Source organism: Gimesia maris, from assembly GCF_008298035.1.
Lineage (GTDB): Bacteria > Planctomycetota > Planctomycetia > Planctomycetales > Planctomycetaceae > Gimesia > Gimesia maris.
Map to the genome: position 1 here is coordinate 3,920,751 of NZ_CP042910.1, position 25,126 is coordinate 3,945,876.

The following is a 25,126-nucleotide window of genomic DNA, read 5'->3' on the forward strand; positions in this document are numbered from 1 at the left end:
ATTCAAAAAAGATCTGCAATAAACACGTGAATTCGAGATGCATGGATTTCAGTGATCTGAAATCTTAACCCGGGGGTCTGCTAATGCATAAAAAATGTCCGCCAGCAGCTGGCCGGCCAGCGTCAGGATCGAAAACATCAAAGTCAAACCCATGATGGTCGGATAGTCTCGTTCCAGAATCGACTCGAAATATAGCTGCCCCATGCCAGGCCAGCTGAAGATTCGTTCGATGATCACGGAACCGCCCAGCAGCGAAGGTAACGTTAATCCGATCAAGGTGACCAGGGGGATAAACGTATTTCGAAAGGCATGCTTTACCAGCACGTTAATCGGTCCCAGGCCTTTGGCACGAGCGGTGCGGATATAATCCTGCCGCAGTACTTCGTGCATGTTCGCTCGGATGAAACGGCTGTAATATGCAAGACTGCCATACGTATAACAGATGACCGGCATCAGTGCATGCTGGAAAATATCCCAGACCTGCTGACTGCTGCTCATCGAACTATAGTTATCGCTCTTCATGCCATACAGGGGGAGCCAGCCCAGCTTGTTGGCAAAATAGATTTGTAAAAACAACGCCGCGACAAAGCTGGGAAACGAATAGAGCATATACAGGATCGTTCCCATCGTACGCTCATCCAGTTTTCCCTGGCGTGCTGAGGAATACAGACCAAATGGAATTGCCAGCAGATAGGTCAGAAACAGGGATGTAATGGATAAAATCAGCGTCGGCCCTATGCGTTCATAAATCAGCCTGGTGACAGGCTGTTTCCGGGAAATAGAACGTCCCAGGTCCAGTCGGCAGACATTCCCCACCCAGAGTACATAGGCTTCAGGCCAGGGTTTATCCAGACCATAAGCTTTACGCATCCGTTCGATATCAGCTGGGTTCAATTCTTTTCCCGGGTCAATCATCGCCATGTTGACGGAGATCGGAGATCCCGGCATGTTTCTGATCAGACCAAAAATGATGAAGGTGATCAATAACAGGGTAATTAACCCGATGAATAGCCTTCGCACGAGATAGCTGAACATGCTTCGTAATCAATCCGTAATGAGTAACAGCATTCTTCCCGAGACCCGTCAGGCATTTCTGCATGAGAACAGAAATGCCTGATGATCAGTTTGGTGAGTCAGTAACAGACTAGTTTTCGGCTGGTTTCCAGAGACTGGAAAAGCCCGGCCCATACCCATAAGGGCCGCGCGGGCTGAATACATAGCCTCTCAGATCTTTGTTGAAGCCATAGAAGGAATTACGGAAGTAGAGCCAGGTATAAGGCTGATCCTCATACAGCAGCTCATGGATTTTGCCGTAGATCTTTGCTCTTTTTTCGACATCGAATTCACGACGACCTTCTTCGAAAAGCTTGTCCACTTCGGGATTGGAGTAATTGACATAATTGCGAGCCGCTTCTGTCTTCCAGAGATTGATCGAAGTGTCCGGATCCGTACCTGTTCCCCACCCTCCGAACATGGCCTGAAACTGATGATTTCGTGCCTTCTCCTGCATGACGGTGAATTCCGTGGGTTTCACTTCACAGATAACCCCGATCTGGGCCAGATTCTCTTTCAGTAGAGTACAGATCGAGAGGGACAAAGGCTGGCTGGATGTCATGATACTGAAGCGGAATGGAATGACCTTGCCATCAAATTCTTTATCGCGAATTCCATCACCATCGTGATCAATCCAGCCGGCGTCATCCAGCAGTTTCTCTGCTTTCGCCAGATTCTGCGTGTAAGGTTTGCTCATGGGTTTAGGGGCCATCCAGGCTGTCTCATGATAAATGCCGGTACAAGGCTGATAGAGCCCGTAGCACAGTTCATCCAGCATCTCTTTATGATTGAAAGCGTAGGACATTGCCTGTCGCACTTCTTTATCCTTGAAGAACAGGGTTTCACAGTTCCAGCCAAAGTAGAAATATACCCATTCCAGACCGTTCGCTTTGGTACAGGTCTTGTAGAAATCATCATCCTCGGTCTGTGTTTTCCACAGCTCGGGATTGAGTGCCATCTCGTCGATTTTCCCATTCTTCAAGGCAAGTAACGCAGTATTGGGATCTTCAATGATGCGCAGACGCACCCTTTCAAAGTACGGTTTTGTGCGGACCTGCTTGCCATCCTGCATGTACCAGCTTTCGCGGCGTTTCAGCAGAATCTCCTGTCCCCGTTCCCGTTTTTCAATTTCATACGGCCCCCCTGTGACGGGTGCATTTTCGAATTTGACATGGTAGGGACTGTCCTGTAGTGTTGGATCTGATTCCAGTTCTTTTTCATAGATATGTTTGGGGATAATCGGAAAGTTCAGATTCCAGACGTTGGTCGGAAGAGACTCTTTGTGAAAGAATACCAGTGTCTGGTCATCATAAGCTTCAATCCAGCGAATCTGGTCTGTTCCAGAACGAACTGCAGGAACAGGTACCTCCGGGTTCATGATCGTCTTGAAAGTAAACACGATATCATGTGCAGTGATGGGAGTGCCGTCAGACCAGGTCAGGTCATCCCGCAGAACCACTTTGTCATAAAGTTTATCTTTACTGGACTGCCAGGAAACCACAGTGTCTGAAACAGCGAATGGTTTGAAATTCCAGTCGAAACTGAATAGACCAAAACCCGTAAGAGAAGAGACTTCAAATTCAACTGCCGAACTTCCCATAATCGGGTTGGTACTTTTCAGGTCGGCCCCCACGTGTCGATTGATGGTTGCCCCCCAGTCTACTTCTTCGTCGTTTTTGGGTAATCTTCCCAGAGCACTCAGGATTTTTTCATTGATTTCCTGATTGGTGTTTTTCAGCTTGAGAGCTTCGTCCACACTCACCAGCGGTTTTTCCTGACTCTGGCGTTCCCGTAAAAGCTCCAGACTGTCCAGAACAGGTTGTTCTTCCCATTCCACCTGCGCATCTAAATCAGCAAGTTTGGGAGCGTCGAAGGGCTCCAATAGAACTTCTTTCGTTTCTGCTTCTTTTTCAGTATCTTCGGCCTCCTCAGTGGCAGGGCCGGGGCAGCCTGTCAGGGCAAACATCAGGAAGAGGGACAGGAAGAACAGGTTGAAACGGGGATATTGATGCATGGATATTCCTTCAATTACTCCATTGAAAAGTCGGAAAAATCACGGGAGGTCAATTGGTTTGTTTGATCCAGAACCAGAGTGTGAGACGCTATCCGTAGATTGTGGCAGACTCATCCATATAGAACAAGGCTGATTCTGGTTTAAAGGTAAGTTACATTTAGACTTACCGTCAACCAAAATCAGCCTTGTTTTTTTAAATCTGTGCCGACTGCTTTTGAATCGGCTTATTCACGGGTGTGCTTATTTGAAGACTCCCACCCAGTAATAGTTACCATTTAAAACCATGAACCCGAATCCGGCCTGGGTCCCCGTCAACATGATGGAGTGATGAGCGGGTGAAGCGATCCAGCCATTCACAGCAGCGGCGGCTGAAGTGGGGCCCTGAAAAATAATTTCTGGCCAGGGCAAATTACTGTGCTGATAGTAGCCAGTCTGAGCCATCCAGTTAGCATGTTCCTGAGCCTGAAGACACATCTTCGTGTTCAATGTCAAGGCTGGCATTCCATTGCGTGCGCGTTCTGCGTTATGCAGTTTCAACAGCTTTTGAATGGTGGGGTTTTTCAGTAACCAGTCGTGTTCGCCTTCCTTCTTTTCTTCTTCTGAAAAAACAGGCTGAATGAACAGCAGACAAAACAGACCAGTTAAAACGACTTTCCATGATGGTTTTATAGTCATTACCACTTTCCTAATCTTTCCGTACCTAGGATGTTAAAATATTTCACCGGCATAAACCTTGCCGGTTCCGTAGACTGCACGGCAAGGTTAGCAATGGCAATTCCGGTGGTCTACTGTACGGAAAGCAGAAATGGGAGACCTCTAATCATATAGACAAATCCACATATATTTTCTTATTTGTGCATTGTTGCCTGTTCTTTTCTATGTGCAACCCGTGCCTTAATTTGTGACAAATCATCAACCGGTACAGATTCAATCAACTTTCGAGTATATTCCTGTTGCGGGTTCTGATAGATGGCTTCGGACGGGCCAAGTTCTACCAGTTTTCCCGCATTCATTACCGCCATCATATCGGACATAAACTTCACCACACTCAGATCATGGCTGATAAAAATGTATGTCAGGTTATGTTGTTCCTGCAGATCTTTGAGCAGGTTCAAGACCTGTGCCTGCACTGAAACGTCGAGTGCAGATACCGATTCATCGCAGATGATAAATTCTGGTTCGACAGCCAGCGCGCGGGCAATCGAAATTCTCTGACGTTGCCCACCGGAAAACTCATGGGGATATCGATCCAGATAATCAACAGGCAGACCGACCTCTTTCAGAAGTGAGGCTGCCCGATCGCGTCGGTCTGACTTCGATTTACCCAGTTGATGTGCAATCATGGATTCAGTGATAATCGTGGAGACCATCATGCGCGGATTCAAAGAACTATATGGGTCCTGGAATATGATCTGCACTTTTCGCCGAAACGGTTTTCTTTCGGAACGCGTCATATGTGCCAGATCGTTTCCTTCCAGCAGAATTCTACCATCGGTCACCGGAGCCAGCCCGACAATCGCCTTACCGGTTGTCGTTTTACCACACCCGGATTCTCCCACCAGTCCGATCGTCTGTCCCCGATAAATATTCAAAGAGATGCCATCGACGGCTTTCACATGGTCGACGGTTCGTTTGATAATGCCACTCTTGATCGGGTAGTAGACCTGAAGCTGATCCAGTCTTAAAATCGGCTTCTCTCCCGCTTCGATAAATCGGGATTCGGGTAGATTATGAACATCATCCCAGTGGTACCCGAGTGACTCCAGTTCTGAACGGGGATGCAGGATCCGGGGGCGCCCATGCGCTGTGGTGTCCTTGAATTTAGCTTCGTCAAAAAGCTTTTCCTGAATCAGGTATTCGCCGGAACTGGTTTCCTGAAAATCCATAAAATCTGAGACAGTCGGCAGCCGCTTAAATTTGGAATCCAATGACGGTCGACAGGCCAGCAGGCCTTTGGTATAGGGGTGTTCCGGGTTTTCAAAGATCTCGACGACCGGTTTATATTCCACCAGTTTACCCCGAAACATGACGGCCACATCGTCGGCTATTTCTGCAATGACACCTAAATCATGCGTAATAAACAACACAGACATCCCGCGCTCATCACGTAACTTGCGGATCAGGTTCAGGATCTGGGCCTGGATCGTTACATCAAGTGCCGTTGTGGGTTCATCGGCGATTAATAATTCCGGGTTACAACTCAATGCCATCGCGATCATCACGCGTTGTTTCTGACCACCGGACATCTCATGGGGATAACTTGAGAATCGTCTTTCTGGATCGAGAATCCCTACTTCATGAAACAGGTCGATTGTTCGCTTTTTCGCTTCCTCAGCCGTCACCTTCTGGTGCAGCATGATTGCTTCCATCACCTGCTTTCCGACACGGAACACGGGGTTCAGAGAAGTTCCCGGTTCCTGAAAAATCATGCTGATTTCACGTCCCCGGATGTTGCGCATTTCCGGATCGGACAATTTCACGAGATCTTTACCGAGGAACGAGATCGATCCGGCATCAATTTTTGCAGCGGCGTCAGGCAGCAGTTTCATGATGGAAAGCGAAGTCACGGATTTGCCGGAACCCGATTCACCCACCAGTCCCAGGGTCTTCCCTTTTTCGATGGTGACAGTTAAATCTTCTACTGCTTTGACCACTCCGCGACTGGTATGAAAGTAGGTTTTCAGTCCCTGAATATCGAGTAACGCTGCTGTCTCTGGCATGATAAATCCTTTTGGTTCTGATTTCAAAATGACCTGTCTCGCAGGTGCACTCAGAATTCATCTCTGACACTTTGAATTTCGGAAAGTGATCTGCGTATAATAACGAAACTTCAATGAGATGGCAGTGGAAACACATGAAACCTGATGATTGTTATAAAATGAACGGACCCACGGTGAAATTCTACACATATTTACAATGTTCCTTACGACTCGTAATCACGGTACTGTTCTGCGGGATCTCTTCGACGCTTGTTGCTGAAGAAATCCGTTTTCCGGAGGAATTAACCAGATTTCAACCCTATGCTTCCAACCCGATCTTTGAGGCCCAGGGGCCCGGTCACTGGGACGTAAAAATCCGAGAGCGTGGCTGGATTCTCAAAGAAGGTGATTTCTATCACCTCTGGTTTACCGGCTACGATGGAACCCGCGAAGGAATAAAAAAACTCGGTTATGCCTGGTCCTGCGATGGCATTCACTGGACGCGTTCTCCCTGTAATCCCATCTACCAGCAACACTGGGTCGAAGACATGATGGTGATCAAACACGGTGAAACCTACCACATGTTTGCCGAAGGTAAGGATGACATTGCCCAGCATCTGACTTCCACTGATGCGGTAAACTGGACCCGCGTTGGTGCACTGGATGTTCGCATGTCGGACGGGAAACCCATTGCCGCCGGTCCCTATGGAACACCTGTCGTCTGGTATGAAAAAGGAACCTGGTATCTGTTTTATGAAAGACGGGATGCAGGGATCTGGCTGGCGACTTCACCGGATATGAAAGTCTGGACAAATATAAACAACGACCAGCCAGTTATGCTGCCCGGCCCTGAATCTTATGATCAAAAAATGATTGCCATGAATCAGCTGATCAAGTACCAGGGAACCTATTACATGATATTTCACGGTACAGACGCTGCGCAAAAACCATCATTATGGACAACAAATATCGCTGCTTCCAAAAATATGATTGACTGGGTTAAATATTCCGGAAACCCGTTGACCAGGCCCGAAGTCAATCAGTCAAGCGGATTATTGATTCCTGATGCGAATCGATTTCGTTTTTATACAATGCACAATCAGGTTGATTTAAATCTACCCGTAGTCCCTTGAAATCGCCGGGGTTCCAGTTTTGATGAACGAATCCCCTGACCAGACTGACCAGAGACCAGGCTCGGGGGATCAGGTTCTGCCTGTTCCTCAACGATTTCCAGCCTTAAGTGTGTTGATCTGTTTTGCTGTGGGGATTCTGCTGGATGCCTGGTTGCATCTGACGATTTATTTCTGGTTCCTGCCAGCTCTCGCTGCCTTAACCTGCTGGCTACTGACGTACCGGTTTCACTGGCGAAAAGTATCCACACTCATGTTGCTGGCGATGGTCGTCTGCCTGGGTGCTTTGAGGCATCACGAATTCTGGTATTGTCGAAGTTCAGAAGATGTCACCCGACTGCTCCCCTCTGTCAAACAGCATCCGGCTCCAAAATGTATTGTCAGACTGACTGGTCTCATTTCATCTAAACCGGAAATACGCGAGTTAGGCGAAGGCGAATTACTGAATCCGGAACAGCCTCAGCGGCGGATTCAGTTTACATTTACCTGTCAGAAACTCCTGGTCAAAAACTCCGAGATTCCTGTTGCGGGAAAAGTGCGTGTTTTCATAACGGAAAATCGAAAACCATCCGCGCCAGGGCTTTCAGATCAGCTGGCAGCAGGAGATTTGATCAATCTTTGTGGTGAGTTGAAGCATTGTACAGAACCTGACAACCCCGCAGATTATGATTTTTCGACCTATTATCGCAGACAGAAAATTGATGCGATACTCTCTGTCAAAATACCTGAAGCGGTAACACTGATCCAGAAATCAAATGACTATTCCTGGAACCGATTACGGACGTCAGTTCATGAATGGTTCAAAACACTCATCATTAAGAATACATCAGAGTCTGTTCAGCCAGTCGCTCTGGCACTACTGCTGGGTGAGCGTAAAGATTTGAGCCCCAAAGTACGTCAGGAATTCAGCAAGTCCGGATTGATCCATTTTTTAGCGATCTCCGGGTTGCATATTGGATTTTTCAGCGCGTTTGTCTGGAGTCTTTGCCATATCCTGAACCTGCCACGGACAGTGACGGTCACTTTTTTGACCCTGGCGATTCTGTTCTACCTCTCGATCATTGAGATCCGTCCGCCGATTTTAAGAGCCGCTTCATTTTGTGTGCTTGTTACGTGGGGGCTGGTCAATTGGCGCACCATTACCACTCTGAATCTGGTATGTCTGTCTGGACTGATTATCCTGCTGATTAATCCAACAGACCTGTTTGATGTGGGAACACAGCTTTCGTTTCTGGCCGTTGCAGCAATCCTCTGGACGGTTAATCAGGACTTTTATCAGAACCTGTACCAGCAAACCTGGCTGCCGTTACGCTGGCGACTGAAAGCCAGTGATCCACTTCTGCAGACACCTTTACAGCGGTTCTGCTTTCAGTATTTTCGCATGCTTTACACTGTTTTTCTGGTTACCTTCTTCATCTGGATCACAACAGCCCCCCTGGTTCTTTGTCACTTTCAACTGCTGGCCCCAGCCGGACTGATTGTGAATAGTCTGATCTTCCCGTTTCTGTTTCTGATTCTCCTGCTGGGCTATCTGCTGATGTTTGTCGGCTCCCTGCTCCCGTTCACTGCTGGTATTTTTGGATTTTGTTTTGACCAGAGTCTGCGGTTTCTGCTTTGGGTCGTGGAGTGGACTTCTAATCTGCCGTTGTCCCATTTCGAATTATCTGCCCCTGCCCCCTGGTGGATACTGGTGTATTATATCTTGCTGCTGTTATCCGTTTTGCCAGGTATCTGGAAGCTTAATTGGGCCTCCGGCAGAGTTGTCAATAAATTGAAGCTTTCGCTGCTACCGGTCTGGATCTTGACGGGGCTGTTGGTTCCGCTGTTGATTCCACAGGAGCCGTGCCTGCGATGTACTTTTATTGCCGTGAATCATGGAGTATCAATTTTGATTGAGGCACCGGATGGAGAGACCATTCTCTATGATGCAGGGTCAATGTCGCCTGTGGAACAAACTTATTCAAAAATTAAGAAAACCTTACTCGCGCGTGGAATTCGCAGGGTTGATCTGCTGTTGATTTCACACGCAGATCGTGATCACTTTAATTCTGCAGAAGAATTGATTGCAAACGGTTATGTGCGCGAACTTGCTTTTCCCCAATCTTTTCTGACGCGATCACAACGGGGAACGATCGAATTATGTGATACGGCACTGGCGTTTCGTGTGCCCATTCAATTCATCGGTAAAGGTGACCACATTACCCTGGGAGAAAAAACGGAAATTGAAGTCCTGCATCCCGAATATGGTGATCTCTATCAGGAAGACAATCCATCCAGCCTGACCCTGAGAGTCAGTTATGGCGGGCGTCAGATTCTACTCACTGGAGATTTAGAAGGCGCGGGACTCAAAAAACTGTTAAGCGAACCGACAACTGATAGGGTGGATGTGCTCCTGTCTCCACATCATGGCAGTCGATCTGCGAATACCCGGGATTTGAATGAGTGGGCGAAGCCTGTCTATGTGATTGTCAGTGGAGGACAGAAGCAGACGATTCCGGAGTTGAAAAAGATCTATTCAGAAAACGTACAAATTTACTCGACTCGCCAGCACGGAGCGATTACCTGTCTGATAGACAAGGCTGGTCACCTGAAGGTAACTCCATTTCGGGGGGATCGTTCCTGTTCAGATTCACCAGGTCAGGAATCTGAATTCAATCTCTACCGATTGAATTGATTAATTCTTCATGACTCTTCAACTCGAGCATACGATGATTCAGCAGCTTTCTCATCTCAGCCAGCGATTTCACTTTCTTCTGGAATGTCGCATAAACTTCATCCAGTTCAGAATAGTGCTTTTCACCCTGAGAGATACATCGATTCAGGTTCAACAGGCCCGGATTCACACCTTTCTTTAAATCTTCAACAATGGTATGACTGATCTCAGTGATATCATCACAGAGTTTATGAATGACACGGCGGTCATTCTCACGCTCTTCGATACTGAGATCGCAAGTGGAAACACTGGTGCCTTTTTTGCGGAGTGTCGATTCATCAACCAGGCGTCCAAATGGGCTCAGTTTTTCTTTCTCCTTTACGGTTTCAGCATCCAGAATTTTCATTGCATTTCTGGCCTTTTTGAAACCAGGTGAGATTTCCAGCGCCCGTGTGAAGCTGGAATGTGCCTGTGAATGATTTTTCATTTCCAGATACACATTACCCAGATTGAAATAAGCATCGACCATTTGACCATTAATGACGATTGCCTGTTTATAGGCTGTAACCGCCATGCTCAACTGATTTAAACCCTTGTGAGCTATTCCCATGTTGTAAAATGCGTCTGCTGATTTTTTGTCTTTCTGAACGGCCTTTCTTAGTACGTCCAGCGCCGTTTTGTATTCACCCATACGGTTATAGATGGCGCCCATATTGATATACGGTGAAGCATCCATGGGGGCCAGGCGAGTCATTTCCTCAAAATGCTTTATCGCCTCAGGGTATTGCTGTAACTGAAAGTAAGCTGTCGCAATGGAGACATGCGCCTTTTTTTCTGCTGGTTTGATACTCAGAATCCGCTCGTAAATCTCGATCGCTTTTACAATTTCTCGAGATTTCTGAAGAGTACGTGCCTGTTGATACAGTTCACTGATTTTTGAGTCACTCAACGCTGTGACCTCCTCAGGGCAGATGGCGGGAAAGATAACGCCGCTCTCTTCTGCAAAAATGTGCCCCGTATTTTGCAGTCAGAGGAGCAATAGAAATCCTCGTAATTATTCATTCACCAGTGAGATCAGTTTGCTGCGAGATCCCTGATGAAATTCAATCTTACCTTCTCGGCCTAACCACCCGACTGCCTGCATGACCAGATCACGGGGGGCTTCGATTTCACGCGACAGTTTACTCAGCGTCACAGGTTCATGTTCACTTAAGTATTGCCAGACAACTCCTGCAACAACGCCGATGCTCTCAACCTGATGTGATTCAATTTCCGCTGACATCAAAATGCTCCTGAACGATAAACCTGCAGTTTTCGGTAACAGTACGGTTGCGGCTTCCACTGCCAATACGTTGCATCGGTGTCATACCGTTGAATGCCAGTTAATAACTGTTTTGTCTCAGTATTATAATTCCGGTCGTCTTAAGTAAGCAATCATTGATTTTCGGAGTTTTGTTCATTCACAGGACTTAAACTTAAACTATATCCAGATATCCGTCAAATTCATTATCAAAAATATCCAGACTTAGAGAAATCGCTTCCAGATCTTTCAGAGAATTCTGTAAATCCTGGTCTGTTCCCTGATACAGGATAAATGCGGTGAACAGGCTGGTTTTCAAGACTCGCAGGAAGGCACTGTTGATCAATTCAGAACAGACAAATTCGAGATCGTAACCAGAACACTCCTTGCCAGCCAGTCTGACATGAGCTTCATACACATCCAGTTCCTCATATTCTTCCTGAAAGACTTCCAGCGACTTTTTCAGTAATTCTTCTGCTGGAATATCAACCAGAAACAGAGAAATCATCCAGAACGAAGAGTCAGCTGCAGCGACACTGATTTGAATTTCTCCGTTTTTTTCATTTACTTCTTTTGTCAGTTCCCAATCATCAGGATATTCAAACGAAACGCCATACTCATTAAATAGTTTCATGATTCGTGCAGCTTAATTTTTCTTAAACAATCGGGGATCTTGACGGACATTCAGGTGGCTGTTGATAAACCTGAGATCAGTATAATGAATGTGTAGAGATTCTGCAGGAGTTACTTTCGGTTGACTTATGAAAAAAACTCAATCGTCTACAGAATCGCCAATCAGTTCGTACAGCATTCTTCCCGTCGCTCCCCGCCGGTTGGCAGCAATCAATGCCGGTGGACCTTCATCGATGAGGTAACCTCCCGCATTACCAGCTTCAGGACCAAGGTCAATCAACCATTCCGCGGCACACATCACTTGAGGATGATGTTCTATCACCAGTACCGAATTTCCTGCATCGATCAATCTGTTTAATGTCTGCAGTAAGCACTCAATATCATGTGAATGCAACCCGCGTGTTGGTTCATCAAGAACAAACAGCGTCATGCCATTTAAGGGAGCGAACAGTTCTGAGGCGAGCCTGAGCCTCTGCGCTTCACCACCCGATAACAGATTAGCGGGCTGCCCCAGAGCCAGATATCCCAGGCCAAGATCCAGTAATACCTGCAGGATCCTTTTGATGCGAGGGATCGACTCAAAAAACTCGCCGGCTTCAGCAATAGACATTTCCAGAACGTCACTGACTGTTTTGCCTCGATAGGTAACCGATAAAGTCCCCCTGTTGAATCGTTTTGAATGACATTTTTCGCAGGGAAGAAATACGGGTGGGAGAAATTTCAGATCGATTCGTTTCACACCAGTCCCACGGCATGCTCCGCAACGGCCCTCAGCGGAATTAAAACTGAATCGTCGTGCCGTATAACCTCGCAGTCGTGCAGTTTTTGTTTTCGAAAACAGTTTTCGGACTTCGTCCCAGATACCACAATACGTCGCGGGATTGGAACGCCCGTTCTTTCCCAAAGCAGATTGATCTATGATTTTAATCTGCTGCAGATATTCCACCCCCTGCAAAGAATCATACTGCAGAGCAGGATTCGGCCGTCGGTTCAATTCCGATTTGATAGCAGGAACCAGTGTTTCCATGATAAGAGAACTTTTTCCGGAGCCACTGACACCGGTAACACAGACCAGCTGCTGCAGAGGAACTTTAACTGAGATCTCTTTCAGATTATTGGTTCGTGCTCCCGTAAGTTGTACAAACTGCTCATGGCTGGTTTTCGAGCGATGGGCCTGTGGCGAATTCTGAAATCGGGCCGTTAAGCCTTGAGCGGTCATGGATTCCGGATGCTGAATGAATGCGTCATAGTCGCCGGAGAAAACAAGTTTTCCCCCTTCTGCACCGGCTTGCGGACCAATATCCACCAGATAATCTGCGGCTTTAATGACATCGTGATCATGCTCAACAACAATGATTGTATTCCCGGCCTGCTTCAGACGCTGTAAAATCCTCAGCAGTTTCTGAGTCTCATTCGCGTGCAAACCCGCCGTTGGTTCGTCCAGAATGTAGCAGGCACCTGTTGTCCCCGCTCCCAGACAGGCAGTCAGTCTGGCACGCTGTAATTCACCACCCGATAAAGTTTTGGAAGGACGTGATAACTGAATATAACCTAATCCGATCTCAGTCAGATACTCCAGTCTTTTTCGTATGGATGGCTCGATCTGATCTGCGATGACCTGGTCCTGGAGGCTCATTCCCTGAGCCTCCCCTGCCTTCCATTGATCAAGCCAGTTGATGATTTCGGGAGCGGTAAACTGTACGACCTGGTCAATTGACTGCTGGTTTAGCAGGATCGAGCGTCCATACTGACTGATGCGGGCGCCCTGGCAATCTGGACAAATCTGACCTGACTCAGATTCTGATGGTTCGATGATTCCCAGACCTTCACAGGTGGGACAGGCACCATGGGGACTGTTAAAGCTGAATGTGACCGGTTCGGGATCGGGAAAACTGAGATTACATTCTCCACAGGCCAGGCGTGTACTCACATAACGGTCAGACCAGCCTGATTCAATCTGATGGCTGATCAGACAGGTACCACCTCCCTGTTTTAAAGCGAGGTCTACCGATTCCTTCAGACGTGACTGGATTCCCTCTTTCACAATGATGCGATCAATCACGATTTCGATATCATGCGGAACATCTTCCGGTAATTCGTGCGGTTGAGTGATATCAATGACTGCCCCATCAATTCTGGCGCGAACAAACCCTTCCCTGGCAACCTGATTTAACAGTGCAGAATGATTTCCTTTTCTGGCTGAGACAACCGGGGCCAGAATCATGACTTTTTTACGATCTTCGAGTGCCAGTACCAGATCGACGATTTGCTCTGGAGTCTGTTGATGCAATGCCCGGCCGCAATTCACACAATGAACGATTCCCAGTTTTGCATAGAGTAGTCGAAATAAATCGTACAACTCAGTCAGGGTTGCCAGTGTGCTGCGCTTTGACTGCACTCTTTGTGTCTGATCAAAACAGATGGTGGGGGGCAAACCCAGAATCTGGTCAACGGCAACCGGCTGGGCCTGGCTAAACAGTTGTCTGGTACCCGATGACAGGTTTTCCAGAAATCGCCGCTGACCTTCCTGATGCAGAGTGTCAAAGACCAGACTGCTCTTCCCGCTCCCGCTGACTCCAGTCACGATAGAGATCTGGTTATGAGGCAGATCGACATCGATATTTTTCAGATTATGACAGCGTGCGCCCCTGATTCGAATCATCTGAGTGTTCTGATATCGCATGGAGAGCCTTAGGGAGAAAGCGTAAATCAGCTGCTGAATACGGTGAAGTAAAATAATCGGGAATAGAATATCTGGAACGGGAATGCTATGATTCTACATCGTGAGGATTAAATTTAAAGATCACGTCAATCCGAGAGTCTGAATTACCATGTCAATCATTCCCTGTTCATTTTTGTTTCGGCATTCAATCACGCTGCCGCAGATACAGGATATCCCCCGTAAGCGGGGGCGATTATTGAACCTCCCGGGGTCTGCACTGCTCCCCGATCTGACGTACGACAAGTCAAATAAATGGGGGGAACTCAAAGTCGCCTGGAATGCAGAAGGCCTGGCGATCAGCCTGCAGGTCAATCAAAAAAAACATCCAGTCACACCAGCAGAGTCGCTTGAGGTCTGGATCGATACCCGCGATACCAAGACAATCCATCGTGCCAGCCGCTACTGTCATTCTTTTGAATTTCAACCAGTGGGTCTTTCAGGGAAACCGGTTTGTCTACAACAGACGGTTCATCGTGCCCAGGAAGATGCTCCCCGATGTGATCTGAAAAAGGTTGGTCTCTGGTCAAAGATCAGTAAAACAGGCTACGCTCTGGACGTATGGCTGCCTGCTTCTGAACTCTATGGTTTCGATCCCGCTTCTTATCCACAGACAGGATTCTACTACAAAATCACAGATTCCGAACTGGGAGAGCAGTTCATGATTGTGGATCATGAGTTCCCTTTCGCCCAGGATCCAAGTTTGTGGGCGACATTAAGGTTTGAACAATAAAAAACCGCGAGGAGCGGCAATCGCTCCTCACGGTAATTGATTCTGCAAGTAGATCTGTTTTACGACCGTTTTTTAGGTAATGCAGCTGCGTAGAGCATTGTGACGGCACCAATTGACATGAGGCTGAAAGCAGCCCAGTCAGGTGGGTTTAATTCTTCCTGCTGCTCTTCATTCAGCGTTGTCATCCCCAGAAATCCGCGAAATTCAGGCTCGCGTACTGGTTCCGGTTCTTCTTCCACGGCTACTTTGTGGGTGAGAACCATCTTGTCGACAAATAAGAATGAAGTACCAGTCAGTAAGACGAATAAACCGGCAGCAAAAAATGAAGAGCGAAACATGCGATGTCCCTGTCCTGTAGCTTACATCGATTTCTATTTCGCTTGCTCCTCCTGAGCGTAAGCCCTTGTCTCAAAGTATCTTCCTGAAGTCATTTCAGGGCTGTGAATGCGAATCGACGACAATTTTGAATGTTTAACCTGCTATGGCAAGACACATAATCCATAGCGGGATCTAATCTTTCTTATCGGACCGTAGAGCGAAACTCTTGATTTTGCCGATAAAATTAAGTGTTTACACATATTTTTCGAGTCCGGTTATGCAGTTTTTAAGGATCATGTGTTTGTGCTGTACAAACTTCAGATTTGATTTAAATCTCGGTCTGACACAGTTTGTCAGTTCCCCTCCGCAAAAATCATGTCGGCGCCGGCTGGAGTTTTGGATGTACAGTCGCTAAATTAACTCTTTCGTATAGGAAATCACCTGAATCATCACGTTGATAAGTACAAATGAGGAAATGATTGTGGAAGCGCGGATAACATTATTGCCCGGCGATGGAATTGGTCCCGAAATCGTAGCACAGGCCAAACGGGTTCTCGATACAATCGCACAGAAATATGATCATCAGTTTGAAACTCCCAGCTGTCCGATGGGTGGCAATGCCATTGATGAATTTGGCGACCCGCTTCCTGCTGAAACTCTGGAAACCTGCAAAGCATCCAATGCCATCCTGCTGGGAGCCGTGGGGGGACCCAAATGGGATGATCCTTCGGCCAAAACTCGTCCCGAAGCAGGGCTCCTCAAAATCCGTAAAGAACTGGGCCTGTTTGCGAACCTGCGTCCCATTAAACCTTACAGTGAGCTGCTCGATGCATCGCCTTTAAAGCGGGAAATCATAGAAGGAACCGATATTCTGTTCTTCCGAGAATTGACCGGTGGGATTTACTTCGGCGAATCCGGCAGAATGGAACATCCAGACGGCGAAAAAGCATTCAGCGTCATGACCTACACCACGAAAGAGATTGCCCGCATTGTGAGACTGGCAGCCGAAGCGGCTCGTAATCGTCGTGGTAAATTGACCTCGGTTGATAAAGCCAATGTGCTGGAAGTCTCACGACTCTGGCGTCAGGTCGCCGCTGATGTAATCAAAAATGAATTTCCCGATATCGAGTACGAGGTGGTCCTCGTTGATGCGATGGCAATGCACCTGATTTCCCGCCCGTCGGATTTCGACGTCGTTGTCACAGGAAATATGTTTGGTGATATTCTGACTGACGAAGGTTCGATGCTGCCTGGCTCCCTGGGATTACTTCCCTCTGCTTCTTTAGGCGCTGATGGACCGGGACTGTATGAACCAATTCATGGTTCTGCCCCGGATATCGCCGGGAAAGGGATCGCCAATCCCCTGGCGACAATTCTGGCAACAGCTATGCTGCTCAGGCATTCCTTAAACCTGGAAACAGAAGCGACTGCCGTCGAAGAAGCGGTCGCCCGGGTTCTGGCAGCCGGTCATCGTACTGCTGATATCGCTGCGGGAGGCAAGAGTATTTCCACAACAGAAATGGGTGACTGTGTCATTCAGGAACTTTCTTCCTGAATCGTTGCCTGAATTCAATAGATAAAAAGCGGCGGAGAATCAATCAGTTCTCCGCCGCTTTTATTTTATAGACAGTTTGAGTTTAAACATCACATAGCAGGACTGCCTGCTGTAAGCCCTCGTAAGGGTCGCGCGTGGGAATAAATTCCTGCCCGACATAGCCTTTGTAGCCGATCTCCTGTAATGCCTGCATGATTGCGGGATAGTTGATTTCCTGCTTCTGATCCAGTTCACCTCGCCCGGGATTACCGGCTGTGTGGACGTGACCGATATAATCTTTATGCTCGCGGATGCGTCGAATGACGTCCCCATCCATAATTTGCACATGATAGATGTCAAACAGGAGTTTCATCCGATCAGAGCCGACCTGCTTGATGATATCAATGCAGTACTCGGTATGGTCTCCCTGGTAACCGGGATGCCCTTTCATCGGATGGCTGGCATCACGGGAATTAAGCATTTCCAGGCAGAGGTTCACATTGTTCTTCTCCGCGTAGCCGATGATCTTTTTGAAACCGGCAACGCAGTTTTTCACCCCGGTCTCATCATCGATGCCGTCACGCATTCCGGTAAAAGTGATGACATTTTTTACCCCGCCGGCAGCACACTCATCGATCCGTTTACGTAAAATCTGAATGCATTCATCCCAATGGGCCGGGTTATTAAAACCGGATTTAAAACCATGGCTGGATGCGATCGCACAGGTTAAACCGTATTTTTTCAGGGTGTCCCAGTTCTCTGCAGGTGTCAGTTCGACGCTTTTAATTCCCAGCTGACTGGCAATCTGCGCGGTTTTTTCAATATCCCAGTACTTTTTGAAACACCAGTGCACGACTGATTGATTAATATTTCCCTTCAGCGGCTGAGGCGAAACCTGCGGTTGCTTTTCGCCGGCGGTTGACTGCTGTAAATCCAGCCCGAGCGCGGAAGCAGCTAAAATACTTGATGACTGTAACAGTCTTCTTCGACTTACTTTAGATTCCATTGCAACTCCAGTGCTCTGCACCAATTCAATGCCCCCGCTTATTGGGAAGCCAGGAAAGTCAGACGTTCATTAATGACAAAATGTGATCCTACAATACCGGCTGAAAGAAACAAAGTAAACAGGATAATGATCGCTTCAAAGACTTCCGGCCCACTCCCACCGCTTCCAAAAGCGATCATGCTCATGCCCATAAAGAAGATCATATTGCCAACCCACATCAGGACGAATGCCAGTGGTAATGCCCCCCATTTGATAAACGTCGATAACAGGGCCGTCAGGTGCCAGAAAAAGATAACTTCAATACAGGTCAGCCAGAAACTAGGTTCTGCGAGCACCATACCCAGATCCTGCGTCATTTCTTCGATCCCGATTAACCCTCCAATGATCAGATAAAAGAAGGCAGGTATGACAGCCAACATTGATCCAAATAGCTTGGCGTAGGCAATCTGCGCCATTGATTGCGGAAGCATTGCTGTCGAAACCAGAGTTTTCCACTGAATCTCCACATGAAATACCCTGGAAGAAATCAGGCTGATTTCAATCAGCACCACAATCAGCATGGTCCAGAATACAGTCAGTCCCATTTCACGCAGAGAATAACTCTGAGATGAAAAATTGATATAGGCACACAGAGAAAACAGCGCGGCTCCGTAACAGGCATGTTTGATTAACGCCATCCCCAGGCCACCATTCACAAAATAGAAATCTTTCCATGCTAATGCCTGCATCCAGGCGCGACCTGGGGAAAAAATCCGGTTCCGTTTTTTGGAAATCAGCCCGCGGCCGGGATCTGTGGAGATCTCAGTCAGCGCATACCGATTGAAGAACAAACAGGCCAACAGGAAGAACACAGCACCTGCAATCAGGTTGGTCCAGAACTGGAATCCCCAGGCACTTTCACTAAATCCGGAAGCGAGGATCAGGTTGAGCTGTCTCAAGACAGAGGATTCATAACAGTTCTCTACAAATGCCATTGCTCCTCGGGCAATTAGTGAGTTGGATGCAATCCATCTCGCAGAAACGGCCCCATCAATGCACAAGCCCAGTAAGGGAGGCCCCAGGAAATACAGGACCAGGGAGATGAGCACCAGAGCTGAGGCAGTCCGCGACCTTGCACAGACCACCGAGCAGACCAGTCCCAGGTTGGATAATCCAATCAGAAATGCTGACAGAGTCGCATATGTCGCGATTACCTGTGAGAAAGTGACTCCCCCCAGAGTAATCGCCAGCAGCGTAAAGGGAAACTGGATCGAGAGCAGTATGAGAGCAGAAACCAGTCGCGGCAGGGATTTTCCCAGTAACAGTGAAATGGGATTTACGCCCGCCATCAATAGCAAACCGATCGTCTGTTCTTCTTTTTCTTCTGTGATGGCGCTGGCAAAAAAACTGAGACCCGCCATCAGAATAAACACAAAATTCAGATAAATGATATTGGAAAATAAAGCAAGTCCGGCAGCTCCCATGAAACGGCTGCTGGAATGCGCAACAATCAGGCAAAACAGAATCAGGACGGCGAACAAAAATCGTAATAAATGGGTTCGCGTCAGCCGGAAGTCGACGCATAACGCACGGTGAAATAGTGCAAACGTTCCCTGTAACATTAACGCACTCCCTGCTCTGTCAGGTCCAGGAATGCCTGGTTCAGGTGTTTCTTGTCACGCTGGAACGAATGAATGGTTCCGTTTAGCTCGATGATTTTTGATAACAGTATTCCTGTATTTGTGAGCGAAGCATCGAACGTGATGCGAAATTCATGCAGTTTTTCTGTTGGTTCTACTTTCATAATTCCAGGTTCGGCTAACAGCGAATCGCTCAGTCCTGCCACTTCTGATTCCAGCATGACTTTGTAGATCGGATGTTCCTGTTCGTGTGTCAGCAGTCCGTCCATCGTACCACTGTACTTGACCAGTCCCCGATCAATAATTGTCACACTGTCACACAATTCTGCCAGTTCACTCAGAATATGCGAACTGATGAAAATAGTTTTCCCCATACGTTTCAGTTCCTGCAGGATTTCCATCAGTTCAATTCGTGCACGGGGGTCCAGGCCGGAAGCCGGCTCATCCAGTAAGAGCAGATCAGGGTCGTTGACCAGCACACGCGCCAGGCTGACGCGCTGCTGCATCCCCCGCGACAATCCACTGATGAGGGAATCTTTACGGCCGTCCATATCAGTCAATGTCAAAACATCATTGATCACCTGGTTCCGCTGTTCGAGTCCCAGACCATAAGCAGCCCCAAAAAAGTCGAGATACTCAAATACGGTCATCTGACGATAAGTACTGAAATGATCGGGCATGAATCCGATTCGTTTTCGGATCTCTTTCACAGACGATCGTACATCATGTCCGAAGACTTCAACTTTACCGCCCTGGGGACGCAGTAGCGTACAGATGATTTTCAGCGTGGTGGTTTTACCTGCCCCGTTCGGACCCACAAATCCATGCAGCGATTGAGGCTGGACCTGGAAACTGATCCCCTGCAATGCGCGATGTCCTTTGAAGGAATGAGACACATTCTGAATATCGATGACTGGTTGACTATTGATCGGATGATTCATTATTTTCCGCAATCTGTTTCTCAGGTAAGGCGAAATCATAGACGAACAGGATGCGCCCCTGCTGTGCTCCCCGTACATCTGTCTTGAGCTTAAATTCGTCTGGAATATCACAATAATAAAATAATTTAAAACGAGACTGATGGCCTTGGAATTGAACAACCTCCTCCTCTGATGTCAGATCTAATGATTTAATGACAAGGGTTTCGTAGAGTTTGTTGTAAACTTCGGAGATGTTTTTGGTTTGATTGCGGTATGGATAGGACGTACTGAGACCGAAATTATCATGAAGTTTTGCCCTCCAGGTCGCGAGAGGAATCACCCCTCCCTGGTTGAGCTTGAAAGTAGATCCGTCTTTCTCTTTTGTCTGCCTGGCCGAATACAGTTTTTCGCGAAACAGGATCTGGATTCGAGAATTCGCGGTCGGTAAGCCTGGCTGAAATTTGAGTATAAGATCTTCCAGGTTCCCGTCACGATTGAGTTGATAATCAACAATTTCGCATTCCGGTTTTGGAAAAAGCACTTTAGCTCGAAACATGAACGGGCGGCTGGTAAACGCCGGGATGTCTGCCTGAATCTTTCCATCAATCCCATTAGCAATAAAACCTTTGACACGTTCCATGTCCTGCGCGGTGGTGAAGATGGAGCTTTCTGCTGTCGTTTGAAATTGATACAAGCCACCATCTGTCACAAAGGAGTTAATCCAGCAGGTCGTGTCGAAATAGTTTCCCGGTAAGGGGGTCGCGACCAGTAAACTGTTCATTGTTGTTTTTTCACCGTAACCCCGTTTTCCGATACTCCAGAAAATGGTGCTGAAACAGACTATGGTAAACAGAACGAATAACAGGGTATTACGGTAACGTGAGTTTTTCTGACGTTTATGAAACAGGAAACATCCGGGATATATCATGAACAGATATAGCAGCGACATCAGATAGATGAGAGGCCAGTTGTGATCAGGATGTGTCAGCTCCGTCAGTTCATGTAATAAATTATAATTGATATCGCCATATCCGTTATTATTGTATTGGCTGTTGACGGTTATACTCTGCTTGACTTCAGGTGGATGATTCAGGATGTTTTCCGCTTCCCGTTCATGAATTTTATTGACCGCCGTAATCAGCACATTATCAGTCATCTGAGACAATTTAAGATTGTGGCGTATCACCAGCCCTTCACCTATCCGAAAAAACTCCAGTGGTGAATTTAGTTCGACCATGCTGGTTGTGAAAATCAGATTTTCGCCTGTCGTATCATCGGTCAACAGATGCACGATCCCCCCCTGATAAAGCCAGTCCATAAAGGAGACCTTACGGGCTGCATCCCAACGGGGAACGTGTCCTATGATGATTTCGTCCAGTGAATCAGTTGCTGTAACGGAGGGGGGAAATAACTCTTCCGGAAATTGCTTGAAGTGTCCCACTTTCCTGATGATTCCGTCAGAGCGGCTTAAAATAATGCGCGATCGCACATCGGAAAGATCTGAGTTGGGATTGCTGTTATTTTCAGCCCTGGTCAGTTTCTTTCCGGATAGAAATCCGGGCCCCCAGTTCAATGACCAGTCTGTCTGGTATGAATTGCTGATATATGGATAGAATTGAACCCATTGGGAAGTGAACGGAGCCAGAAACACTTTTCGCACCAACGGTGCCCCCACTCTGCTGCCATCGAATTGCAGTCGGTTCAGATGAAGCGGTTCATCAAAAGCCTCAGGGGTGTTATTACGAAGGAGAATCGAAACGGGAATACATTGATTCCGGGTTTGCTGGTTATTAAATCCCCAGACTACTTCCTCGATATCAATTGCGAAAACGGAGCCGGGCAGGAGCAATAACAGGATTATTCCCATTATGAAACGCAAGTTGATATTCCCTGTAATGGAATGCAGGATACTTGTGAAGCGGTATTTCATAGATCAGAGCTCAACGGAGACTGTTGATCAAAAGAGATGCCATCAATTGAATCAAAATCGGGACGATAGTAGCTACTGTTATTATAACCCAGACGCCCCAGATTTTCATCAATATGATTACGGCAGAGCGTACGAAACAACAAAAGGCATCCCCCATAGATGATGGCATTGACGACCAGTGGAGGCCACGCCGAACCAAAAGCATGAAATTCGGCGACTTCATTCATCACCAGATAGGAAGCCGGTCCCAGAAACAGACCGTAAAGCACAGAATCTTCTTTCAGGTTGGGAATCAGGATGAACAGCGGGAATGCCAGGATAAACGGCAGCAGACACCACACAAGAATACTTCCCAGGGCTGTCAGAATCGCCTTGGTTTGAGATTTGATTTTCATACCAATCCAGCAGAACAGGTAAACGAGCATTGGCAGATAAATCCCCAGGGTCAGTAGGGAGCCGACTAAATACGGCAGCCACTGAGTCTCATATTGATGTCCCCGGTTCATCTGAAAATTTTCCCATTTCCACCATGTTTCAAACAGGACAATCGTCAACAGCGGGATCAGTAAGACCAGGCATAAGCGTTTTACCCCGGCAATCTTCTGGTCCAGTAATTCGGCACCTGAAATGGGAGTCGTCAGCAATACGTCAAGCGTTTCATGAGACCGCTCCCCGGCAATCAGGCTGGTGGCGGAGACGGCCAGAAACAACGCGGTGATCCCCCAGATCAACCACAGTAACATGACCGCGCCCGGAACAATTGGCTGCGGATCACCGGTGGCAATAATAATACACAAAAACAGAATCGGGACTTCCATAAGGACCAGGATACGAAACAGGTATCGAAATGTACCAAGCGACTTCTTGGACGTTTCACGCCAGGCAATCGGCTTAGTTTCCGGGAGGCGAACATTGTCTTTCACCAGCACGATTCCACGTGTCACACGATTATTATTGATCTTGGAAAACAGAAGATCCAGCTTTTTGAAAACTTTCAGCAGAAAGTTGTTGGAAGGTAAAAATGCACGTCGAACCAGATAGAAATGCGCAAATATTAAAAACACAAATGTACTCAGCAGAATGGGAATGCTGAAGATAACGGTTCTTACGACAGAAGTTCCGCCGGCTGTCCAGGAGAACCGATCAAACCAGTGGGGAGCATAAAACAAAAAGTTAATTTCCTGGTTTGGACGATTCCCGGGTGGTAATAATTCTCCCATGTACGGTATACGCTGTATCACATCGACGATCAGATCGGCTGCATTCTGATAATACAGCAGATTCAATTCATAAGCGATCGGAAGACCAAACAACATGAGAAAACCAATCAGGTAGGTTGCGATGAAGGCCGCAACCGTTGTTCGGAAATAGCTGGAACATAGCACCCCCAAAGCCGCGACTTGAAGCATGGCCAGCAGAAGCAACCAGAGACCGTTGACAAACATGGCAGGAGAAACTCCCCCCAGTGAATAGGCAAAAGCCAGAATCGGGAGTCCCAGCATGAGAAACGTCAGCATGGAAATCAGTCGCCCCAGATATTTTTCCAGAATAATGGTAGCCGGGCTTAACCTGGTGATCAGTAACAGCCCCAGACTGTTACGCTCTTTTTCCTGTGTAATCACGCCACAGGTGATAGCCGGCAGCAGGATGTAGATAGCGGCAAACTGCAGAGAGACCATAGCTTTAAAGATATCTCGCCCCCGCCCCAGCATCGCCAGAGGATTAGTCATTAAAGGCGCCAGATTGTCCATATAAATAAAACCCACACATCCCAGAAACAGCAGGGCATAGACCGTGCGAATAATGTAGGTGCGACGGCGGTTGGCCATTTCGATCAGTTCTTTCGAGAGCAGTGGCAGACCAGTTGGAAGAAAATGCTTTTTCATGCCGTCTTCCCTTCCGTCAATTTCATAAAGACGGTTTCCATATCCATGGCTTCTGCCTGAAACTTGCGGATTTTGGCACCCGTGGCAGCCAGCCTGGCATGTAAATCTTCCACCGACAGTTGATCTTCCTGAAGTTGGATCGCCAGGCGGTCTGCTTGAACACTGACAGATATGACGCCCTCGAAGGATTCAATTGTCTGACAGATGCCGTTCATTTCACCGACAACCTGCACATGAATGACGCGACTGAGTTCCAGCCGTTTGTAGATATGGTCTAATGATCCTTGGGTGACGAACTGCCCCGCTTCAATAATTCCGATACTGGTACATAGCTGCGAAAGTTCATGTAATATGTGGCTGGAGATGATTATGGTTTTTCCCATCTCTTTGAGCGCGACGAGCAGTTCCCGTACTTCGATACGGGCACGCGGGTCCAGACCACTGGCGGGTTCATCCAGTAACAGCAGGTCTGGATCATGAAGTAAGACTCGCGCCAGTGCCAGACGTTGTTTCATGCCGCGGGAAAGCGAATCCACAGGTGCGTCGATTTTTTCAGTCAGATCGGTCAGTTCCAGAACATCATTCACAATTGCCTTTCTGCGATTGCGATTGATACGATAAGCGGCTGCAAAAAAATGCAGGTACTCCCGGGCTGTCAGATCTTCATACACGCCGAAAAAATCAGGCATGTAACCGATCATTTCTCTGATCAGATGGGGCGCTTTCTTAACAGAGATCCCGTTAATCTTGACCGCATCACACTCATACTCGCGTTGCAGCGTTGCCAGAACTTTGATTGTTGAAGATTTCCCTGCTCCATTCGGCCCAATAAAACCAAAGACTTCTCCCTTTGGTATGGAAAAGGAAATACCTTTGACGGCTTCATACTTCCCATAGCGGACCCAGAGATTTTTAACTTCCACCATTGCAGGTTGCGTGCTCATAGAATTTGTAACGTTCTAACTGGAGAATGGGTTGT

General features: G+C 47.5%; 19 protein-coding genes. 4 read left to right on the top strand and 15 right to left on the bottom strand.

Annotated elements, in window-relative coordinates; translation table 11 throughout:
- Window positions 1–48: 48 nt before the first annotated feature.
- From GmarT_RS14575 to GmarT_RS14590, 4 genes are all read right to left on the bottom strand, one after another.
- Complete coding sequence (locus tag GmarT_RS14575; RefSeq protein ID WP_002649643.1) at window positions 49–1,035, bottom strand: ABC transporter permease; 987 nt, start codon at window positions 1,033–1,035, stop codon at window positions 49–51.
- A gap of 109 nt (window positions 1,036–1,144) precedes the next feature.
- Window positions 1,145–3,067, bottom strand: a complete 1,923-nt coding sequence (locus GmarT_RS14580; RefSeq protein ID WP_002649642.1) for a peptide-binding protein — start codon at window positions 3,065–3,067, stop codon at window positions 1,145–1,147.
- Between the two features lie 240 nt (window positions 3,068–3,307).
- On the bottom strand, window positions 3,308–3,742 hold the full coding sequence (locus GmarT_RS14585) for a CAP domain-containing protein (protein WP_149302903.1): 435 nt from the start codon (window positions 3,740–3,742) through the stop codon (window positions 3,308–3,310).
- 173 nt (window positions 3,743–3,915) lie between these two features.
- Complete coding sequence (locus tag GmarT_RS14590; protein WP_149302905.1) at window positions 3,916–5,787, bottom strand: ABC transporter ATP-binding protein; 1,872 nt, start codon at window positions 5,785–5,787, stop codon at window positions 3,916–3,918.
- A gap of 134 nt (window positions 5,788–5,921) precedes the next feature.
- Between GmarT_RS14590 and GmarT_RS14595 the strand changes: the two genes are divergently transcribed.
- Together GmarT_RS14595 and GmarT_RS14600 are read left to right on the top strand one after the other, a co-directional pair.
- A complete protein-coding gene (locus tag GmarT_RS14595) occupies window positions 5,922–6,899 on the top strand; it encodes a glycoside hydrolase family protein (protein ID WP_002643781.1) in 978 nt (325 codons plus the stop codon).
- A 22-nt stretch (window positions 6,900–6,921) separates the two neighbouring features.
- Window positions 6,922–9,570: a ComEC/Rec2 family competence protein gene (locus tag GmarT_RS14600; protein WP_002643780.1), complete on the top strand. Its 2,649-nt coding sequence runs from the start codon at window positions 6,922–6,924 to the stop codon at window positions 9,568–9,570.
- Here GmarT_RS14600 and GmarT_RS14605 read toward each other — a convergent pair.
- From GmarT_RS14605 to GmarT_RS14620, 4 genes are all read right to left on the bottom strand, one after another.
- Window positions 9,548–10,498 (bottom strand): tetratricopeptide repeat protein, encoded by a 951-nt coding sequence (locus GmarT_RS14605; protein WP_002643779.1) that lies wholly within the window; start codon window positions 10,496–10,498, stop codon window positions 9,548–9,550. The genes GmarT_RS14600 and GmarT_RS14605 overlap by 23 nt on opposite strands.
- A 105-nt stretch (window positions 10,499–10,603) precedes the next feature.
- A complete protein-coding gene (locus GmarT_RS14610; RefSeq protein ID WP_002643778.1) occupies window positions 10,604–10,831 on the bottom strand; it encodes a winged helix-turn-helix domain-containing protein in 228 nt (75 codons plus the stop codon).
- 193 nt (window positions 10,832–11,024) lie between these two features.
- Complete coding sequence (locus GmarT_RS14615; RefSeq protein WP_002643777.1) at window positions 11,025–11,483, bottom strand: hypothetical protein; 459 nt, start codon at window positions 11,481–11,483, stop codon at window positions 11,025–11,027.
- A 138-nt stretch (window positions 11,484–11,621) separates the two neighbouring features.
- Window positions 11,622–14,144 carry an excinuclease ABC subunit UvrA gene (locus tag GmarT_RS14620; RefSeq protein ID WP_052301193.1) on the bottom strand — a complete coding sequence of 841 codons (2,523 nt, stop codon included), beginning with the start codon at window positions 14,142–14,144 and terminating at the stop codon, window positions 11,622–11,624.
- A 169-nt stretch (window positions 14,145–14,313) separates the two neighbouring features.
- On the opposite strand from GmarT_RS14620, the gene GmarT_RS14625 reads away from it, so the two are divergent.
- A complete protein-coding gene (locus GmarT_RS14625; protein WP_002643775.1) occupies window positions 14,314–14,934 on the top strand; it encodes a DOMON domain-containing protein in 621 nt (206 codons plus the stop codon).
- 59 nt (window positions 14,935–14,993) lie between these two features.
- On the opposite strand, the gene GmarT_RS14630 is transcribed toward GmarT_RS14625, so the two are convergent.
- Window positions 14,994–15,272 carry a hypothetical protein gene (locus GmarT_RS14630; RefSeq protein ID WP_002643774.1) on the bottom strand — a complete coding sequence of 93 codons (279 nt, stop codon included), beginning with the start codon at window positions 15,270–15,272 and terminating at the stop codon, window positions 14,994–14,996.
- 461 nt (window positions 15,273–15,733) lie between these two features.
- Between GmarT_RS14630 and leuB the strand changes: the two genes are divergently transcribed.
- Window positions 15,734–16,807 (top strand): 3-isopropylmalate dehydrogenase, encoded by a 1,074-nt coding sequence (gene leuB, locus GmarT_RS14635; RefSeq protein WP_044236084.1) that lies wholly within the window; start codon window positions 15,734–15,736, stop codon window positions 16,805–16,807.
- Window positions 16,808–16,889: 82 nt separating this feature from the next.
- On the opposite strand, the gene GmarT_RS14640 is transcribed toward leuB, so the two are convergent.
- From GmarT_RS14640 to GmarT_RS14665, 6 genes are read right to left on the bottom strand one after another with little or no spacing between them, the layout of a single operon-like run.
- Window positions 16,890–17,792, bottom strand: coding sequence for a hydroxypyruvate isomerase family protein (locus GmarT_RS14640; protein ID WP_002643772.1), 903 nt, complete (start codon window positions 17,790–17,792; stop codon window positions 16,890–16,892).
- A gap of 38 nt (window positions 17,793–17,830) precedes the next feature.
- On the bottom strand, window positions 17,831–19,393 hold the full coding sequence (locus GmarT_RS14645; RefSeq protein WP_002643771.1) for an ABC transporter permease: 1,563 nt from the start codon (window positions 19,391–19,393) through the stop codon (window positions 17,831–17,833).
- Window positions 19,393–20,352 carry an ABC transporter ATP-binding protein gene (locus GmarT_RS14650; protein WP_002643770.1) on the bottom strand — a complete coding sequence of 320 codons (960 nt, stop codon included), beginning with the start codon at window positions 20,350–20,352 and terminating at the stop codon, window positions 19,393–19,395. The genes GmarT_RS14645 and GmarT_RS14650 overlap by 1 nt, the downstream gene beginning before the upstream one ends.
- Window positions 20,333–22,210 carry a hypothetical protein gene (locus tag GmarT_RS14655; protein ID WP_149302913.1) on the bottom strand — a complete coding sequence of 626 codons (1,878 nt, stop codon included), beginning with the start codon at window positions 22,208–22,210 and terminating at the stop codon, window positions 20,333–20,335. The genes GmarT_RS14650 and GmarT_RS14655 overlap by 20 nt, the downstream gene beginning before the upstream one ends.
- A 47-nt stretch (window positions 22,211–22,257) precedes the next feature.
- Window positions 22,258–24,147: an ABC transporter permease gene (locus tag GmarT_RS14660; RefSeq protein WP_002643768.1), complete on the bottom strand. Its 1,890-nt coding sequence runs from the start codon at window positions 24,145–24,147 to the stop codon at window positions 22,258–22,260.
- Entirely contained in the window at window positions 24,144–25,091 is a 948-nt protein-coding gene (locus tag GmarT_RS14665) for an ABC transporter ATP-binding protein (protein WP_002643767.1), read from the bottom strand. Before GmarT_RS14665 ends, GmarT_RS14660 begins: the two co-directional genes overlap by 4 nt.
- Between the last annotated feature and the right edge of the window lie 35 nt (window positions 25,092–25,126).